Origin of the sequence: Endozoicomonas sp. ALD068, assembly GCF_049310145.1 — a bacterium.
GTDB lineage: Bacteria > Pseudomonadota > Gammaproteobacteria > Pseudomonadales > Endozoicomonadaceae > Endozoicomonas_A.
In genome coordinates this window covers 4,325,634-4,343,095 of record NZ_JBLYNU010000004.1, presented here as the reverse complement: position 1 = coordinate 4,343,095, position 17,462 = coordinate 4,325,634, and the positions used below count along the sequence as shown (strand labels likewise).

Genomic DNA, 17,462 nt, shown 5'->3' with positions numbered 1-17,462 from the left:
CCGAGTCTGACAGAAAGGACTCACCCGCAAATGATACGGGTAGAAAACGGTGGCCTTTGTCCCGTCACATTCAGCAAACTGCGCTGTTTCAAGCCCATAAACCAGTCTGGTGACAGGTTATTCAATGACCATACAAGAAAAACTACCCAACACACTGACGTCAGCAAGCCCTCTGTCGTCTGAGGTATCTAAACAGCCTGCCAGGTCGCTTAAAATCTGTCTGCTGTGTTATCGAAGTCATCCTTTCGTGGGCGGTCAGGGCATCTACCTCAAATACCTGAGCAAGGCTCTGGTCGAAGCTGGCCATCAGGTGGATGTTATTTCCGGCCCTCCCTATCCGGATCTTGATCCCCGGGTGGGACTGATTGAAATCCCCAGTCTGGATCTGTTCAGCCAGGAAAGTCATGTCACAGCCCTGAGACCCAGAAACCTGAAATCCTGGTCTGATTTTTTTGAATGGTGGGCCATGCTGACCGGAGGCTTTGCCGAGCCCTACACATTTACCCGTCGTGTCGTGAAATATCTGCACAAAAACGGTCATGACTACGACATTATTCATGACAACCAGAGTCTGGGCTATGGCCTTCTGGACCTGCAAAAACAGGGTATTCCTGTTGTCGCCACCGTCCATCACCCCATAACCCGGGACAGACAGTTGGCTCTGGATGCCGCGCCTGACTGGAAGCACCGTCTGTTGACTCGTCGCTGGTATTCCTTCCTGACCATGCAGGGCAAAGTGGTTCGTAAACTGAAGCACATTGTCACTGTTTCGGAGCAGTCCCGGGGGGATATTGCTGAAGCCTTTGAGCGTCCAGCTGACGACATTAGTCTTATTTATAATGGGATTGATACCGAAGTCTTCAGTCCTCAACCCCATATCGAACGCAAGCCGTTCAGAATTATGACAACAGCCTCTGCGGACCAGCCTTTGAAAGGTTTAAAACACCTTCTGGAAGCCATGGCTTTGTTAAAACCGGACTATCCTGAGCTGGAACTGCTGGTGGTAGGCAAACTGAGAGCAGGTGGTCAGACAGAGCGGCAGTTGAAACAACTGAATCTTGGTTCAGTGGTAACTTTTGTGTCCGGCATTTCCACTGAACAAATGGTGGAATACTATTCCCAGGCCGCCATTGCTGTGACCCCTTCACTCTATGAGGGTTTTGGGCTGCCGGCCGGAGAAGCCATGTCCTGTGGATGTGCGGTAATTTCTTCAGACGGAGGAGCTCTCCCTGAAGTTGTGGGAGATGCTGGCCTGATTGTCCGGGCTGGCAACAGCAAAGCCCTGGCACAAGCCTTGCGGACACTGTTGGAAAACCCTGAACAGCGGATGAAATACGGCCAGCTTGGCCGACAACGAATTCTGGATACCTTCTGCTGGAAACTAGCCGCCAGACAGTTCAGCCAGTATTACCTGAACCTGTTGGATACTGAACAAGAACCCGAAGAATTAAAAGCCACAATCGCTGCCGATGCAGAGCCTGACCAGCGAACCGCTGTCAGCGGGTGATGCCAGAGGATAACTGAAACAATATGCAAACCATAGATTTTAATCGTCTGAAGTTACGCAGTGGCGATAAAGTGCTGGACGTGGGTTGCGGTGAGGGCCGTCACTCCATCGCAGCCTGGCTGAAGGTCAGAGTGGATGTGACAGGTTTGGACCTTTGCGAAAAAGACTTGCAAACAGCCCGTGACAGGCAGCAGGAGTCTGAACAATTTCTGCAGGGGGCAGAAGACGGTCGCAGTCTTCGTTTTATTCAGGGCAACGCTCTGGAATTGCCTTTTGAAGACGACACGTTCGACAAAATAATCTGTTCCGAAGTGTTGGAGCATATTCCCGATTACCTGGGGGTGCTGGCCGAGATCAAACGGGTATTGAAGCCCGATGGTTTGCTGGCAGTCAGTGTGCCCAGAGCCTGGCCGGAAGAGATCTGCTGGCGACTGAGCAAAGCATACCATGAGGTGGAAGGTGGCCATATTCGCATCTTCAACGCCACGCATCTGCGCCATGATATCGAATCGCTTGGCTGGCGTCGTTATTCACGACACTGGGCTCACGCCCTGCACGTTCCCTACTGGTGGCTGAAGTGCTGGAAATGGGAACAGCCCTCTAAACTGGTCGATCACTATCACAAACTGCTGGTATGGGATCTTATGAAAAAGCCGAAGGTGACCCGCATTACCGAAAAGCTGCTTGATCCGGTCATGGGAAAAAGTGTCGTGATGTACTTCGAGTGGGAGTCAGGCAGAGGTAAATCCAACGATACCAACAAGGAGGTCTGTTATGGATAGCCTGCTGCTGACCAAAGGCCTGTTCCCAAGAGATTTTCTCAACAAAACGGCAGAGCACATCCTCTCTGTACAGCAGGAAGATGGCAGCATTCCCTGGTTTACCGGTGGCAAGCTGGACCCCTGGGATCATACCGAAGCGACCATGGGACTGAGTATTATTGGTCATTATTCTGAAGCTGAAAGCGCCTATGGCTGGCTGCGAAAAGAGCAGCTGGAAGATGGCAGCTGGTTCGCCAACTATCAGGACGGCAAGCCTCTATACAGTGATAAGCGAGAAACGAACTTTGTCGCCTATGTGGCGACCGGTGTCTGGCATCACTATCTGATTACTGAAAATATCGGGTTTCTGGAACTGAACTGGCCCATGGTCGAAAGTGCCATCCAGTTTGTACTACGACAACAGTCGTTTACTGGTGAGATTTACTGGGCGGTCATGGAAGATGGTGAGCCACACAAAGATGCGCTGATTACAGGCTGCTCTTCGGTTCTGAAAAGTCTCGAATGCGCCATTCTGATCGCTCAAGCGCTGAACAGGAAGGTTGAGCCATGGCTCAATGCCTGGCAACAGTTGGGGCAGGCTCTGAAATTCCATCCCGAGTACTTCGACCGCACCTGGGAAAGCAAAGAGCGTTTTTCCATGGACTGGTTTTATCCCATTCTGGCCGGTGTCTTCCGTGGTCAGGAAGCCCGTGACCGAATCCAGACATTCTGGGACAAGTTTGTACGTAAAGACATGGGCTGTCTCTGTGTCAGCGATCAACCCTGGGTCACCATCGCTGAATCCTGCGAGCTGACCATGGCGCTGCTGGCTGCCGGTGAAAAGCAGAAAGCCACTCAGCTCTATAGCTGGTTGCACAACTGGCGTGACAGTGATGGCGGCTATTGGACAGGCTATCAATACGTTGAAGAGGTGATCTGGCCGCAGGAAAAAACGACCTGGACTGCCGGTGCTATTTTGCTGGCAGCCGATGCTCTGACCGAACACACAGCCGCTTCCCGTCTGTTTCTGGAATCGAGTCTGGAGATAAAACCGGAAGTGGAACTGCCAGAAACCGAAGAAGCTCTGGCAGCAGTCAACAATTAAAGGCGGCGGAAAAGCCCCAAAGTGTTGACCATGGGCAGCTCTTCAAACAATCCGGAGGCTTTCGCCAGCTTCCAGATATTGTAAGGCGCCTGCCCACCGTCTTTCGGATCGGGGAAGATATCGTGTATGGCCAGAATGCCGCGGGGCTTGATAAAGCTGACCCAGCTGCGAAAATCTGTCCGGGCGGCTGCTTCACTGTGACCGCCGTCAATAAACACCATGCCCAGAGGCGTGGCCCAGTGACGGGATGCTACCGCTGAAGGTGCAACAACAGGGACAACCGTATCTTCCAGTTTGGCTTCGCGCATTGTGGTTCGGAACGCTTTAAAGCTATCCATCTGTTGAATGCTGGCATCGTAGAGGTCACTGTCATGGTACTCTTCTCCCAGCTGGTGCTCTTCTGAACCCCGGTGGTGATCGACGGCGTAGAGCACACTGTTATTTTGCTGACAGGCAACACCCAGGTAGACCGTAGACTTGCCACAGTAACTGCCAATTTCCAGACAGGGGCCCAGCTGGCTGGCTTTCAGGGCGAACTGATAAAGTGCTTCACCTTCATCCGGTGCCAGAAAGCCTTTAACCGAATCGATATTGAGTGGCAGTTTTAGAGGCATAGCTTGTAAAAGACCCGTTTGTAAAAGACCTGTCTGTAAAAAGGTCGTTCGTTTTTTTCAATTTATACGTCGGAAGTAGTTCAGTCAGATGACTGGCTGCAAAGGCATAATAACAAATCAGGCTTGGACAGTGCGTAAAAATCATAAACCTTTCTGGATCAAGGTGCTCTCAGACCGCTGGCAGCGGTTTTATATCCGGCACTTTTTCAGCAAACATTTTGAACATCTGGGCGAACACCCCATGGTGGTTCACCCTTCTACTGTCAATGTTCATGGTGCCGGTATTTCCATTGGTCGTTTTGTCCACCTGATCAGTATCCGCCATAACCCGGTCAGTCTTTCCACCTGGAGCGGCCGGGGAATCCAGGGTGATATCAAAATAGGTGATCATTGCCTGATATCTCCGGGAACTACAATATCTTCAGCAGCCAGCATTACCATTGGTGACAACTGTATGTTAGCCGCCGATTGCTACATATCCGACAGCGACTGGCACGGTCTCTATAACCGTCTGCGCCCCTTCCGTTGCAGCAAACCTATTGTGCTGGAAGATAATGTCTGGGTAGGGCATGGTGCAAAAGTTGGCAAGGGTATCACCATAGGCGAGAACAGTGTTGTGGCAGCAGGTGCGGTGGTTGTGAAAGACGTGCCTCCCAATACGGTAGTGGGAGGCAATCCGGCCAAAGTCATTAAAAAGCTGAACCCCCAACGCCGGATGCTGAAAAGAGAATTTATGTTTCGGGACAGCGATCGTTTCCTTCACATGCAGGAGGAACTGGATCGCTATGTTTTGGGGGGGAATAGCCTGAGAGGCTGGGTTCGTCACAAGCTTTTTCCCAGAAAAGGGGATTAACTTTGACGCCCCGGCAGGTTCTCATGAACAATTAGCCCGGAATCAAGCGAGTTTACAGGTCAGCCATTCTCCAGATTCCCAGCAGATCCGGCACTTCATCCTTGCCTCTCATAAAGTCATTAATGGCTGCCGCCAGGGTTGAATAATCGACTCTGCTTGCGGGCATTGAGGCAATGACGACCGGAATCGGTTTGTTATCATCAGCCGCAAAGGTAATGTTGATGAACCCCCTGGCAATGCTGACGGTGAAATACTGGTATTTGGACTGACCATAAAATGCCAGCAGGTAGACGACGTCTTCATGTTTTGCAGCGTGCTCTGTAACGGCAGCAATGATGACATCAGCCTGACTTTTGCCACTGTAATGGCTGACGACTTTTCCGGGGTCTACTTTACTTAGTTGCAGGCCAGATCCACCGGCTACGGCATTAAACCCCTTGCTCATGCCCTCGGCATTGCCGGTGTTGCTCCTTATGAGTCTTGAATCTTTGCTGTTCGAGGTAAAGCTGACGATGTCATTAACCTGGTCAGTACGTGCCTTTGAACCGATGCCCAGTAAATTAACAAGATCTTTATTGATATTGAAAATCATGGTTCTGGCATGGCTGCTTTCTATGAGCTTTCTGAAACTTCTTGCACGAGAGGGCAGGAGTGACTTAAAAGCTTTTTTAATCAGGGAAGGCGTTTTGTAAAGTAAGAGCCCGTCATCTCTGTTGCGGGATGCCTCAATGCCGGCATTAAATTGCCTGCCGAAGTCCAGCGCCTTCATGGCATCCAGAACATCCTGTGCCGTCGGTTTACTCTCGGAAGCTGACAATTTATAGGCTTCACAGAGTTTGGAAAAATTCTCCTCAGCCTTGGCTCCAAGAGCTGTATAGGCTTCAGAGAAAGCAGGGTCCACAGAGTGGTCGTTACCGATGGCTCCGGCAGCGAGCATTTGTTCATAATAAGCAGAATTGCCGACCACTAAAGCAGTCTCGGGATAGGCGCCCGATACGCTCAAACCGTAGGCTGTGGAAACCATATCAATCATTCCCTGATTGATTTCTTCCGCTGGAGCTTTAAGTGGCAGGGCCAGAATCAATAGAATTGTCCATAAATACTTCATAATGGTACCTCCTGATAGTAAATCCGTTTAATAATTTAGACACGACTAAGGGTGAGAAAGTTCCTCTTGCCCCAGAAGGCATTAAAGGTAAGGATGTAGGCAGATACTTGCGAAGGTTCTATGAAAACCTATTCAACACTGAGGCTCATCCTCGGAGACCAGCTATACGCTGGCCATAGCTGGTTCAGTAACAAAGAGCCGGATACCCTCTATCTGATAGCAGAGCTCTATCAGGAAGCCTCCTATGTAAAGCACCATGTACAAAAGATCTGTGCCTTCTTTGCAGCGATGGAAGCCTTTGCTGCGGCACTGGCAAAGTCCGGCCATGAGGTTTTGCATTTAACCCTCGATGAGACGGCTCAATACGAGGATTTGCCATCCCTTCTGCGAGCGCTGGTCAAAACCCACGGGATCAAGCGGTTTCAATACCAGAGAGCCGATGAATACCGGCTTCTGAGGCAGTTGCAGGACATGAATATCGGTGTCCCTGTCCAGGAAGTCGATAGCGAACACTTTCTACTGCCGTTTGATGAGCTTTCGAGCTATTTCTCTCAGGGCAAAGCCACAAGGATGGAGCACTTTTATCGCAAGATGCGAAAGCGATTCGACATTCTGATGGACGGCGATCAGCCAGAAGGCAGACAGTGGAATTATGACCAGGAGAACCGTAACTACTTCAAAGCCAGTGATCTTGAAGAGATCCCGGAGCCACTGGTGTTCAGTAATCCGGTGACAGGCATTCTGGAAAGGCTGAACAGACAAAATATTCAATATTTTGGTAAAGCCACTCCCGAGCTGATCTGGCCGATTACGAGGCAGCAGTCACTCAAACAACTGCGTTACTTCTGTCAACACGGATTGCCGCGGTTCGGGCAGTTTCAGGACGCTATGACTCACCGGAGTGATAAAAAATGGAGCCTCTATCACTCTCGTCTGTCCTTTGCCCTGAACAGTAAAATGCTGACCCCAATGCAGGTGATTCAGGCCGCAGTCAGAGCCTGGCGAGCAGACCCCGAGTCCATCTCCATTGCCCAGGTGGAAGGATTTGTCCGACAGATTCTTGGCTGGCGGGAGTACGTTCGGGGCATTTACTGGGTCAACATGCCAGAATATTCCTCACTCAACTACTTCAAGGCTCAGCGTGCATTGCCGGACTTTTTCTGGACCGGCGAAACCCGAATGACCTGTCTGCAGGAGGCGATTGGTCAGTCTCTGGATTATGCCTATGCCCACCATATCCAGAGATTGATGATTACCGGCACATTCTGTTTGTTGGCAGGAATCGACCCCGGTCAGGTTGATGAGTGGTACCTGGGCATTTATGTGGACGCTATTGAGTGGGTCGAACTCCCAAACACCCGTGGCATGAGCCAGTTTGCAGACGGTGGTTTGCTGGCTTCAAAACCCTATGCCGCCAGCGGTAACTACATCAACAAGATGAGTGACTACTGCAAAAGCTGTCACTACGACGTGAAGCGAAAAACCGGTGAGCGGGCCTGCCCATTCAACAGTCTTTACTGGCATTTTATGGTGAAACACAGAGAGCAACTGAGCAAGAACCCCAGAATCGGTATGATTTACAAGAACTGGGACAAACAGTCCGGTGATGAACGGGCAGTTATTACTCATCAGGCAGAGGTGTATTTGGGGGAAATAGACGAGCTTTAGCAAAAACGCCTTAAACCCTTGCCCAGCCGAACATGTTAGAGCTTTTGTATTGGCTAAGGCTGGCCCACTCGCCGCCTGACCAGTAACGATTGATTTAAATAGCGATGCTGGGCTGATGAATGTGTATCCATTTCAAAATCCCCGGTCAATTCGTAAACTGCCCAACCGGAGGAAAAGTTATCCAGTTCAGTTTGGTTATTTTGCATAAAAGCTGTGGCTTTTCTGGCACTTTTAAACGCCAATCCACCGGGATATAACCCCCAGAACATAGGTCCAAACTTGATGATATTTTTCCCTTTCGACAGGGCGCTCTGATAGCTGGCATCACCAATGGTAAATACGGGGTGGGTAATATCCTCTCTCGCCAATGGGCTGAACGAATCCATTACCCCAAACCAGACAATGGCAGCCAGGACAGCGGTCAGGATGATGAGGTACTTGGCAAATTTCATAAAGAGTGAGATCTGTTATTGGTTGATCAGCCTCCCAAGTCTCCGAAACAGGGTGCCGTTGAGTCCATTCTGGCACAACCTGAAGAGACCATTATTGATTCAGCCGACCGGTCACACCAAAATAGGCTCTATAGGGCAAAATTCTGAGCATTCCCATCATCATGCCAAACACCTTCGGAAATCGAATTTCAAAATGTTTGCCATTTAAACCGCGCAGAATAGCTTCTGCTGCTGGCTCAACATCCATCAGAAAAGGCATTTCAAAGGTGTTTTTATCCGTCAGAGGGGTTTTTACAAATCCCGGGTTGATCAGTTTGATATCCACACCTTTCGGTTTCAGATCCGTATACAGGGACTCAGCCATATTGATCAGAGCTGCCTTGCTGGCCCCATAAGCGGCGGCAGCAGGTAAACCACGATAGCCGGCCAGCGAGGCATTAATCGCCAGGGTTCCCGACTGCTGGTTCACCATCATGGGGATTAACGCATCCAGACAATGACAGACGCCCATCACATTCAATTCGAAGTGTTGACGCATATGGGTGGATCTGAAATCCACGCCTGCTGTTTTGATAAATGTGCCTGCATTCAATACGGCAATATCCACCTGACCAAAGCGGCTCATAATCTCCTCGGCTACTCGCGTCACCTCATCCTGACGGGTCACGTCGGCAGGCAAAGGGATAATAACTCCCTCCAGATCAAGCGCTTCGTTCTGTAGCCTGTCCAGATTGCCGAAACTTCGCGCCGTAGCTATGACCGTGCCACCTTGACGGGCCATCATTAAAGCCAGCTGGCGACCGATTCCCTGACTGGCACCGGTAATCCAGATTACCTTGTTTTTCAGAGATGGGAGTTTCTTCATTTTTCCTTCTCTGATTCTGTATTCGAAAGCTGCAGTTTTTCCAGCGATGATGCACTGATCAGCGAAGCATCTTTACTGAAATAGAAGGTCAGGGTGCCCAGCCTGAACCCCCATTTGCTGACATCAGCAATATTGAGAATCTGGCCATTTTCCTGCAGGAACAGCCAATCATCAAATTTCACCCGCCAGTTGATTCCCTTGATGGGTAAATTCATTTCATAGGTCCAGTTAAAGGTGTTGCCCTGACTGCTGCCTGTGGCCAGACCGATCAAATCATCTGCCTGACCTTCGTAGTGGCTGTCATCCAGTGTTTTTATTTTCCAGAGCCGGTTGGATGCAGTGCCATCGTCATAAATAAAGTCCTCATCCAGTATTAGTGTATTGTCTTCTATTCGACCTTTCATGATGACTTCAAAGTAGTTCCGCACTTTACCAAAGCGATCAACAAACTCTCCCCAGGCATAGGTGGTGCCCTGGAAATATTGTTCAATGGTTAGAACAGGTTGGTCCTGCCTGTATCGCTTCTGTATTGCTTCCCGCATAACTAAGACCTCCCTGCCTGCTTCATATACCGGGCTTACTGATTCGATAAAGTCTCACGTCAATGCTGTCCTGCTTAAAGCCGGCTTCACAATAAGCCAGGTAGAACAACCACATACGTTTAAAATGTTCGTCAAAGCCCAGAGTCACAATCTCTGGCCAGTGTTGCCTGAATGATTGGGCCCAGATTGAAAGTGTTCTGGCGTAATCACGGCCAAAGGAATGAGTGTTCTCGATATTCAGGCCTGCCTGATGACACTGGTCGTGGATCACCTGGTCTGTCGGGAGCATGCCGCCCGGGAAGATATAACGCTGAATAAAGTCGGCTTCCGCCCGATAATCGCTGAAGCGCTCTTCATCAATGGTAATCACCTGAATCACCGCCACTCCGCCAGGCTTGAGGGCATCAAACACTTTCCGGAAATAAATGGGCCAGTGGTTCTCTCCCACGGCCTCTAACATCTCTATGGAGACAATGCGGTCGTACTGTCCCTGGATATCCCGGTAATCCTTTAGCTGAAAGTTAAAACCGGCATCCTGCTGAAGCGAATCACGGGCAAACTGTAACTGCTCTCTGGACAGCGTCACTCCGGAATAATTCTGTCCTCCCTGCTGCTGTAATGAGCGGGCAAAACCTCCCCAGCCAGAACCGATTTCGAGCACGGAATGTTCTGGCATCACATCCAGCCAGTTCAGTACCCATCTGTATTTATTGGCCTGAGCCTGTTCAAGTGTTTCATCGTTGTTGCTGAACAAGGCACTGGAATAGGTCATGGAGTCGTCCAGCCACAATCGGTAAAAGTCATTGCCCAGATCATAATGGGCGGCAATATTGCGACGACTTCCTGAGCGACTATTGTTGTTTAAAAGATGACTTAATCGATTCAGTTTTCGAAATAGCCAGTTTGAGGAAAATTGCTTGTCTAACTGCTTTTCATTAAACATTCCCCAGTCCAGCAGAGCCTGCAGGTCTGGCGTATCCCAGTCGCCTTTCATGTAAGATTCTGCCAGCCCGATGATCCCCCGGTTGGCTGCCAGGAGCATGCTGAAAGGGTGATTAATTCTGACTCTGGCAATCGGTACGTCCCGTAGAGACGAACCTATTTTTATCACACTGTTCTTTTGTACTAACTCAATACGACTCAGCGAAGCCTTCTCCAACCGTTTAACCAGCCAATTAACGGCTTTGGACGATGTTTTATTGAGAAACAATTCACTTTCGCCAAGGGCATTTCCTTCGCTGTGGGCGCTTCTTTCAGCATGGAGGTTAGCTGCGCTCTGCCCGGAAGGCAATCCATTCTGCGACAGGGTTTTTCCTGAGATGTCCAACATTTACGCCCCCTGTTTCTGGTACTTTTTTTGTTCGTTCATGGTTGTTGTTTTTCCTGTGCGTTTCAGGGTGCTATTCCAGCGGTGTGTGATGCCGCGACTCCAACTGAAGAAGCGATCTTTTGGAACATGGCGAACTACCCGAACACCTTTAATGAATAGCCGGAGAGCTTCCCAATGAATGGCCAGAGTTACCTTGAAAGCCTGCAATGGCAGAACAAACAACTGCCTGAGAATGTTCAGATCACTGAGCGCCTGTCGCTCGCCCTTGAGAACTGCTGCAAATAGCTGGCCATCAGCATTATGTAGATGAATGCCAAGTTTCAGAATCTGGTCGGGCAAGCGGGCCTTGAAACGGTATTCACATTCGGTTTCAAAAAAGGGTGAAACGTGAAGTTGCTTCTTGACGGACTGGTGAAAGGTTGTTTTTTTACCCTCACTGTTTTCTATCGGTATAACGTAACTGTGTCGTTCACCAAAGGTGTTGGACACCTCATAGATAAGGGTAGACAGTTTCTGCTCTGAGTCCAGACAGTAATAGACCGTCAGAGGATTAAAGATATAGCCAAGTACTCTGGGGTAACACAACATAAAGATTTGTTCAGGTGCCGGGATGTCATATGCCAACAAAAGCCTGGTTGCCTGGGTTTTGAGACAGTTTCCGGAACCGTCAGCAAAGTCTTTTGGATGAAAAGAGAGCACATTGAATCGGCTCACTGAAAACAGCTTGAGCTCGTCATCAAGCTGATTCAGCTCATCCAGATCGATAAGCCAGGAAGCCACCCGATAACTGAAACGGTGCTTCCGGGGCCGAATACGGTTATGCATTAACTGTCCCCAATAGACCGCTGACTTCATGTCCGCCTCCCATTACTGACACTGCTGTCTGTAACCTTGTTGGTAGTGCTGTTTGTAAAATGAGAAACCGGCCTCTTCCCGATACCATGTTCGGGCCAGATCAATCTGTCATTCTGGTTTTCAACAGACCAGGGTCTTCTTTTTCCACCCAGTGCTTCGGCAACGGCCAGCCCGGATTGAAGGCCGTCTTCATGAAAACCGAAACCAAACCAGGCGCCACAGAACCATGTACGATTACGGCCCTGTAACTCCCATAATCTTGATTGTGCCTCCAGAGCATTTCGATCAAACACAGGGTGGTCGTAGAGGTAGCAACCATGAATAGATTCAGGCTCTATGGAAGGGTTGAGAGTGACAAACAGAGGAAGACCTTCCAGATGCTGAAGACGATTCATCCAGTAAGTGACGGAAGGACCCTCATTGCTCTGGGTGCCAAAATAGTTCCAGCTCGCCCAGGCTCTTTTTCGTTTAGGCATCAGTCGTTCATCACTGTGCAAAATAGCCCGATTACGCTGGAAACTGAACGATCCTAACAGTAATTGTTCCAACTCACTGGGTTCACTCAACATCGCCAGAGAAGTATCTGCGTGACAGGCCATAACAACATGATCAAACTCATGAGTATCGCCCTGCAAGTCAGAAATGATAACCCGGTCTGCATGGCGCTTGACCTTTCGAACACAGCGATTTTTGATGGCCAGGCCGTCCATGTCATCCAGAATGCGGCGAACATATTCTTTGCTACCGCCATTGACAGTTTGCCATTGAGGACGATTTGTCAGCTGGAGTAAGCCGTGATTCTGGCAAAAACGCATAAAAGCCAGGGCGGGATAATCCAGCATTCGATCGGATGGCGTTGACCAGATAGCCGCTCCCATTGGCACCAGGTGATCATCCATAAAACGTTGGCTGTAGCCCCGACCTGTGAGCAGTTCCCGGAGCGTGACTGATGGGTCCAGCTGTTTCATTAATTTGGCACTGGACCGATAGAACCGGAAAATATCCAGCAACATTTTCAGAAATCCGGGCTTAACGGCATTCAACCTTTGGGCAAACAGTCCATTCAGGTCTGTTCCGGAATATTCAGTCTGTCCTTTATTCATGGATACCGCAAAAGACATATCCGTATTGGTGACAGGTACATCCAAATGGTCAAAAAGAGCTGTTAGATTGGGGTAAGTTTTATCATTGAAGACAATAAAACCGGTATCCACGGGTATAGACTGGTCATCATCCTGAACCATCACCGTGTTACTGTGACCTCCAAAACGATCATCTTTTTCAAATAGAGTGACTTGATGCTGCTTGGACAGTAACCAGGCGCTGGAAAGCCCACTGATGCCTGATCCAATTACAGCAATGCTGAGTCCTTTAGCTGTCATAGGGCGACCTGTAAACATAATCTTCAAGATTTTTACGCTATAACGATTTATTTGGATCACTCACTAAAAAATCGGAATCCAGATGATCCAAACGACATTTCATAGCGTAAAGAGAGACAAATGAGCTGGACACACGATACTCTCATGATAAGTCCATCTACGAACAAGACCACAATGGATTCAGAAAACAGTCACTCTGAAATGCCAGACAAGCTCAAGCAGTCATTGGTTGATCTGGGCCGCTATCGGGACAAACAAACGTTTGCGCTCCTGTACAGTTTTTTTGCACCCAGACTCAAAAGACACTTGATGACTAAAGGCGCACACGGAGAAATGGCTGAAGAGCTGGTTCAGGAAACCATGCTCTCTGTCTGGAGACATTGCAAAAGTTACGACCCCGAGAAATCTACGGCGTCCACCTGGATCTTCAGGATTGCACGCAACCTCTGGATTGATCGGTTGAGAAAGGAAAAAGCGGACTTGATGACGCCGTTAGATAATTATCCGGAAAGCCATTTTGAGCCAGCCATGGCGGAGCTTGATTCAGAAAAGATCAAGTCCGCTCTCAAGAGCCTGCCTCAACAACAGGCTCAGTTGGTGTACAAGGTCTACTACGAAGGAAAAAGCCACCGGGAAATTTCTGAAGACATGGACATGCCTCTGGGCAGTGTCAAGTCAGGCTTGAGACTGGCTTTCAACAAACTTCGTAGTCAGGCGGGAGGGTTAAAATGACTACACATCATCCTGACCTCAGCACCCTGATGAGCTACTCTGCGGGCAGTCTGCCTGATGCCATTGCTACTGTGGTTGCTGCTCATCTGAGTGTTTGCAGTCATTGCAGACAACAGGTTCAGGAAGCTGAACAAGTCGGTATCAGTTTACTGGAAGAGTTAGAACCAGCACCCATGTCTGACCATGCTAAAGACGACATTCTTGCCCTGCTTGATGAGATTGAGCAGGCTCCCGTCAGTAGCAGAGAGGAGCGGGATGTTCCGGTTGATGCCGATATACCGGCTCCTTTCAGACCCTTGCTCGGCTATTACCTGGACGATCTGCATTGGCGGTACATGGCTCCGGGCCTGAAGCAATTCTTACTGCCAGCGTCTGGTGGCAGCAACCTGCGGTTGTTAAAGATCGCACCTGGCACCTGCATGCCTTCCCACGGGCATACCGGCTCAGAACTTACCATGGTATTGAGAGGTTCCTATTCGGATGAGCTGGGTCGATTCTGCGCTGGAGATGTAGCCGATCTGGACCCGGACGTTCAACATCAACCGGTGGCAGACACAGGCGAAGACTGCATTTGTCTGATTGCCACTGATGCACCTTTACGATTCAATGGTCTCGTTCCCAGGCTTCTGCAACCCTTCTTCCAGCTTTGAGTTGAGTCATTTTACAGTCAGTCTTCCGGGATGCATGGGTTATCCACACTCTTTGCATTCCGACGACTGAATCTAAACGACAGCCTTAAACTATCTACATAAATAGTTGGTTGTTTTTTGATCAGTTGACAAAAAAACCGTTTAATGAGGCTTCCAGATGTATCCAGAAAGAAGTCACAAGGTTATCCACAATATTTGTGGATAATGAAACATAACTGTCATCATCGTGCAGATATGACGTGGTATTCCAGCAATCCCCGGTGTTGCATCCAGCGGATAAACCAGACCAGCAGCCGCAAACGAATCCAGACTTTTGGACGGGTAACAGGCGACAGTTGACGATAGTGCTGCGAGAACCAGAAGCAGAAGCCCGAAAGAACATCCTGGCTGATGTCCAGACACTCAACTTTTTCAAAGCCCGCTTCTTTAAGATGGAATTCATACTTTTGCCGAACCATTAAGCCTTTCACAGAAATACCACAGGGTCTTGCCAGCAGGTTTACCATTCTTCGTTCCATGGGATTCCTGAAAGGGCGGCTGAGTATCATATCGGTCAGGGTAAGGCTGCCGCCATCCTTAAGGACTTTTCTGGCGTTGTTGAAAAAACGCGATTTGTTATCAAACTGGTAAGCGCAATCAAGGGCCAGCAATTTGTCAAAAGAATCAGCCTCCAGCTTCGCCAGCTCCAGCTCGTGGCCTCTTACCAGCTTCAGCTGGTCATAGTGATCACACTGGTCCTGGGCGCCTGCCAGCAGTTGCTCTGTTTCTGCCAATGCGGTGAGTGAATCAACCTGATAATAATCGAGCCAGACCAAAAGCTGATCGTTGCTGGAGAAACCCACATCCAGCACCTTATCCTGATTGGAGAGGCAGGCTTTATCGGCAAGCAGACCTGCCAGCTCGGAACAGGCATGACCATAATCGGAAGTCTCGCGCCAATAACCGATCAGCCTCCAGCCGGAGGAAGTTGATACACCACTGTTCAAAAGCCACTGATCAGCCAGCATGCCACGCTCTCCATTAGAAGGGGGCCACCAGATATTGACGATCAGACTGATCAGCTGGGACAAAAGTCCTGACATTACCAGCCAAGTTAACAGGATGCCTGAAAGAAATGCGAAGATGGTCATAGAATATAAATTATTAATTCCTTTGGATAAGCCTGTATGTCCGCACAGAGCTCGGGCAGTTAGCTGATAATAGTGAGATCCTTCTTCTATTGCCAGCGGCAAACCGGGAGGCCATAGCCGTTTGCTGACGGACACTGTCACTATCAACAGGGAAGTATGGAGCACCTCTGATAACCAAACAGGCACATTTGTGTAATAATTGGCGGTTTATCTTTTAAATGATGTATAGGCTGTCTGGTCAGGCAGATCGCCAAGGGGGAGCTAGGTTATGCTGATAACGTCTAATGTGACCATGCAATTCGGGGACAAACCCCTCTTTGAAGATATCTCCGTCAAGTTTGGCGACGGCAACCGTTACGGTCTGATCGGTGCTAACGGTTGTGGTAAGTCCACCTTGATGAAAATTATCAGTGGCGAACTGGAACCCTCTGCCGGCAATGTCAGCTACGATCCCAACGAGCGTATTGCAAAGCTGAACCAGGATCAGTTTGCCTATGAAGAAAACACGGTGATTGATACCGTGATCATGGGCCATGCCGAACTCTGGAAGGTCAAGGAAGAGCGTGACCGCATTTATGCCAAGGCTGACATGACAGAAGAAGAAGGTATGCGTGTCGCAGATCTGGAAGTTCTGTTTGGTGAAATGGACGGTTATTCCGCCGAAGCCCGTGCCGGTGAACTGCTGCTGGGCCTGGATATTCCTCTGGAGCAACACTATGGTCCAATGAGTGCTGTTGCCCCGGGCTGGAAGCTCCGTGTTCTGTTGGCTCAGGTATTGTTTGCCGATCCGGACATCATGCTGCTGGACGAACCCACCAACAACCTGGACATCAATGCGATCCGCTGGCTGGAAGGGGTACTCAAGCAGCGCGACTGCACCATGATCATTATTTCCCACGACCGTCACTTCCTGAACAGTGTCTGCACCCACATGGCTGATCTGGACTACGGTGAGCTGCGAACGTTCCCGGGTAATTACGACGAGTACATGATTGCGGCTACCCAGGCTCGTGAGCGTATGCAGGCTGATAATGCCAAGAAGAAAGCCCAGATTGCGGAGCTCCAGAGTTTTGTCAGTCGCTTTTCTGCCAATGCTTCCAAAGCCAAACAGGCGACCTCCAGGGCCAGGCTGATCGACAAGATCAAGCTCGAAGAGGTTAAACCTTCCAGCCGACAGAATCCGTTTATCCGTTTTGAACAGGAAAAGAAACTGTTCCGCAATGCGCTGGTGATGGAAAAAATGTCCCAGGGTTACCAGGACAACATGCTGTTCAACGACGTTGAACTGATGGTTGAAGTGGGTGAGCGCATTGCCATCATTGGTCAGAACGGTATTGGCAAGTCCACACTGCTGCATACTCTGGCCGGTAAGATGGCACCGAAGGGAGGCACTATCCAGTGGTCAGAAAACGCTGATATCGGTTACTACGCCCAGAACCACAGCGACGAGTTCGATAAGGATATGAACCTGTACGACTGGATGAGTCAATGGATGAACGAAGGCGACGATGAGCAGGTGATCCGTGGTGTTCTGGGCCGTATGCTGTTCTCCCAGAGCGACATCAAAAAGTCCGTCCGCGTTATTTCCGGTGGTGAGCAGGGCCGTATGTTGTTCGGCAAACTGATTCAACAAAAACCGAACGTATTGCTGATGGATGAGCCGACTAACCACATGGATATGGAATCCATTGAATCTCTGAACCTGGCGTTGGAAAACTATCCGGGCACACTGATCTTTGTCAGTCATGATCGTCAGTTTGTATCGTCTCTGGCGACCCGCATCATTGAAATCACAGAAAATGGCATCGTCGATTTCCACGGAACTTATGACGATTACCTGCGCAAGCAGGGGGTTGTTGAAGAATAAGTGATTAATGGGGCAGAGGGTCTCTGCCCTTATCATGAATG

At 49.5% G+C, this 17,462-nt stretch carries 17 protein-coding genes; 8 read left to right on the top strand and 9 right to left on the bottom strand.

The window, feature by feature from the left end; all coding sequences use genetic code 11:
• Window positions 1–124 precede the first annotated feature (124 nt).
• From ACO6V5_RS15555 to ACO6V5_RS15545, 3 genes are read left to right on the top strand one after another with little or no spacing between them, the layout of a single operon-like run.
• Window positions 125–1,507, top strand: a complete 1,383-nt coding sequence (locus ACO6V5_RS15555; RefSeq protein ID WP_422411114.1) for a glycosyltransferase family 4 protein — start codon at window positions 125–127, stop codon at window positions 1,505–1,507.
• A gap of 23 nt (window positions 1,508–1,530) precedes the next feature.
• On the top strand, window positions 1,531–2,289 hold the full coding sequence (locus tag ACO6V5_RS15550; RefSeq protein WP_422136859.1) for a class I SAM-dependent methyltransferase: 759 nt from the start codon (window positions 1,531–1,533) through the stop codon (window positions 2,287–2,289).
• A complete protein-coding gene (locus ACO6V5_RS15545) occupies window positions 2,282–3,373 on the top strand; it encodes a prenyltransferase/squalene oxidase repeat-containing protein (RefSeq protein WP_422136860.1) in 1,092 nt (363 codons plus the stop codon). The genes ACO6V5_RS15550 and ACO6V5_RS15545 overlap by 8 nt, the downstream gene beginning before the upstream one ends.
• Here ACO6V5_RS15545 and ACO6V5_RS15540 read toward each other — a convergent pair.
• Entirely contained in the window at window positions 3,370–3,987 is a 618-nt protein-coding gene (locus ACO6V5_RS15540) for a class I SAM-dependent methyltransferase (RefSeq protein ID WP_422136861.1), read from the bottom strand. The genes ACO6V5_RS15545 and ACO6V5_RS15540 overlap by 4 nt on opposite strands.
• 130 nt (window positions 3,988–4,117) lie before the next feature.
• Between ACO6V5_RS15540 and ACO6V5_RS15535 the strand changes: the two genes are divergently transcribed.
• Entirely contained in the window at window positions 4,118–4,840 is a 723-nt protein-coding gene (locus ACO6V5_RS15535; RefSeq protein WP_422136862.1) for an acyltransferase, read from the top strand.
• 52 nt (window positions 4,841–4,892) lie between these two features.
• Here ACO6V5_RS15535 and ACO6V5_RS15530 read toward each other — a convergent pair whose 3' ends face one another.
• Window positions 4,893–5,948 (bottom strand): hypothetical protein, encoded by a 1,056-nt coding sequence (locus ACO6V5_RS15530; RefSeq protein ID WP_422411117.1) that lies wholly within the window; start codon window positions 5,946–5,948, stop codon window positions 4,893–4,895.
• Between the two features lie 120 nt (window positions 5,949–6,068).
• On the opposite strand from ACO6V5_RS15530, the gene ACO6V5_RS15525 reads away from it, so the two are divergent.
• Complete coding sequence (locus ACO6V5_RS15525; protein ID WP_422411119.1) at window positions 6,069–7,616, top strand: cryptochrome/photolyase family protein; 1,548 nt, start codon at window positions 6,069–6,071, stop codon at window positions 7,614–7,616.
• Window positions 7,617–7,669: 53 nt separating this feature from the next.
• On the opposite strand, the gene ACO6V5_RS15520 is transcribed toward ACO6V5_RS15525, so the two are convergent.
• The 6 genes from ACO6V5_RS15520 to ACO6V5_RS15495 all read right to left on the bottom strand — a co-directional run bounded on the left by ACO6V5_RS15520 (window position 7,670) and on the right by ACO6V5_RS15495 (window position 13,042).
• On the bottom strand, window positions 7,670–8,068 hold the full coding sequence (locus ACO6V5_RS15520; RefSeq protein WP_422136865.1) for a hypothetical protein: 399 nt from the start codon (window positions 8,066–8,068) through the stop codon (window positions 7,670–7,672).
• A gap of 91 nt (window positions 8,069–8,159) precedes the next feature.
• Window positions 8,160–8,933, bottom strand: coding sequence for an SDR family NAD(P)-dependent oxidoreductase (locus ACO6V5_RS15515; RefSeq protein ID WP_422136866.1), 774 nt, complete (start codon window positions 8,931–8,933; stop codon window positions 8,160–8,162).
• Entirely contained in the window at window positions 8,930–9,475 is a 546-nt protein-coding gene (locus tag ACO6V5_RS15510) for a DUF3833 family protein (RefSeq protein ID WP_422136867.1), read from the bottom strand. The genes ACO6V5_RS15515 and ACO6V5_RS15510 overlap by 4 nt, the downstream gene beginning before the upstream one ends.
• Window positions 9,476–9,497: 22 nt before the next feature.
• Window positions 9,498–10,805, bottom strand: coding sequence for a class I SAM-dependent methyltransferase (locus ACO6V5_RS15505; RefSeq protein ID WP_422136868.1), 1,308 nt, complete (start codon window positions 10,803–10,805; stop codon window positions 9,498–9,500).
• A complete protein-coding gene (locus tag ACO6V5_RS15500; RefSeq protein WP_422136869.1) occupies window positions 10,806–11,660 on the bottom strand; it encodes a DUF1365 domain-containing protein in 855 nt (284 codons plus the stop codon).
• Entirely contained in the window at window positions 11,657–13,042 is a 1,386-nt protein-coding gene (locus ACO6V5_RS15495) for an NAD(P)/FAD-dependent oxidoreductase (protein WP_422136870.1), read from the bottom strand. Before ACO6V5_RS15495 ends, ACO6V5_RS15500 begins: the two co-directional genes overlap by 4 nt.
• A gap of 120 nt (window positions 13,043–13,162) precedes the next feature.
• Between ACO6V5_RS15495 and ACO6V5_RS15490 the strand changes: the two genes are divergently transcribed.
• Both ACO6V5_RS15490 and ACO6V5_RS15485 read left to right on the top strand, forming a co-directional pair.
• The gene (locus tag ACO6V5_RS15490; protein ID WP_422136871.1) at window positions 13,163–13,774 is read left to right on the top strand and encodes a sigma-70 family RNA polymerase sigma factor; all 612 of its coding nucleotides are present in this window, start codon (window positions 13,163–13,165) and stop codon (window positions 13,772–13,774) included.
• Complete coding sequence (locus ACO6V5_RS15485) at window positions 13,771–14,424, top strand: ChrR family anti-sigma-E factor (RefSeq protein WP_422136872.1); 654 nt, start codon at window positions 13,771–13,773, stop codon at window positions 14,422–14,424. The genes ACO6V5_RS15490 and ACO6V5_RS15485 overlap by 4 nt, the downstream gene beginning before the upstream one ends.
• 221 nt (window positions 14,425–14,645) lie before the next feature.
• Here ACO6V5_RS15485 and ACO6V5_RS15480 read toward each other — a convergent pair whose 3' ends face one another.
• On the bottom strand, window positions 14,646–15,719 hold the full coding sequence (locus ACO6V5_RS15480) for a methyltransferase domain-containing protein (protein ID WP_422473783.1): 1,074 nt from the start codon (window positions 15,717–15,719) through the stop codon (window positions 14,646–14,648).
• 103 nt (window positions 15,720–15,822) lie between these two features.
• Here ACO6V5_RS15480 and ACO6V5_RS15475 point away from each other — a divergent pair, with 103 nt between their 5' ends.
• Window positions 15,823–17,421, top strand: a complete 1,599-nt coding sequence (locus ACO6V5_RS15475; protein ID WP_422139865.1) for an ABC-F family ATPase — start codon at window positions 15,823–15,825, stop codon at window positions 17,419–17,421.
• Window positions 17,422–17,462 lie beyond the last annotated feature (41 nt).

Coding starts and splice junctions, on each gene's coding strand:
- ACO6V5_RS15555 (WP_422411114.1), top strand. CDS start 125: ATGACCATACAAGAAAAACTACCCAACACACTGACGTCAGCAAGCCCT.
- ACO6V5_RS15475 (WP_422139865.1), top strand. CDS start 15,823: ATGCTGATAACGTCTAATGTGACCATGCAATTCGGGGACAAACCCCTC.
- ACO6V5_RS15520 (WP_422136865.1), bottom strand. CDS start 8,068: ATGAAATTTGCCAAGTACCTCATCATCCTGACCGCTGTCCTGGCTGCC.
- ACO6V5_RS15490 (WP_422136871.1), top strand. CDS start 13,163: ATGAGCTGGACACACGATACTCTCATGATAAGTCCATCTACGAACAAG.
- ACO6V5_RS15515 (WP_422136866.1), bottom strand. CDS start 8,933: ATGAAGAAACTCCCATCTCTGAAAAACAAGGTAATCTGGATTACCGGT.
- ACO6V5_RS15540 (WP_422136861.1), bottom strand. CDS start 3,987: ATGCCTCTAAAACTGCCACTCAATATCGATTCGGTTAAAGGCTTTCTG.
- ACO6V5_RS15550 (WP_422136859.1), top strand. CDS start 1,531: ATGCAAACCATAGATTTTAATCGTCTGAAGTTACGCAGTGGCGATAAA.
- ACO6V5_RS15530 (WP_422411117.1), bottom strand. CDS start 5,948: ATGAAGTATTTATGGACAATTCTATTGATTCTGGCCCTGCCACTTAAA.
- ACO6V5_RS15495 (WP_422136870.1), bottom strand. CDS start 13,042: ATGACAGCTAAAGGACTCAGCATTGCTGTAATTGGATCAGGCATCAGT.
- ACO6V5_RS15545 (WP_422136860.1), top strand. CDS start 2,282: ATGGATAGCCTGCTGCTGACCAAAGGCCTGTTCCCAAGAGATTTTCTC.
- ACO6V5_RS15500 (WP_422136869.1), bottom strand. CDS start 11,660: ATGAAGTCAGCGGTCTATTGGGGACAGTTAATGCATAACCGTATTCGG.
- ACO6V5_RS15485 (WP_422136872.1), top strand. CDS start 13,771: ATGACTACACATCATCCTGACCTCAGCACCCTGATGAGCTACTCTGCG.
- ACO6V5_RS15510 (WP_422136867.1), bottom strand. CDS start 9,475: ATGCGGGAAGCAATACAGAAGCGATACAGGCAGGACCAACCTGTTCTA.
- ACO6V5_RS15525 (WP_422411119.1), top strand. CDS start 6,069: ATGAAAACCTATTCAACACTGAGGCTCATCCTCGGAGACCAGCTATAC.
- ACO6V5_RS15505 (WP_422136868.1), bottom strand. CDS start 10,805: ATGTTGGACATCTCAGGAAAAACCCTGTCGCAGAATGGATTGCCTTCC.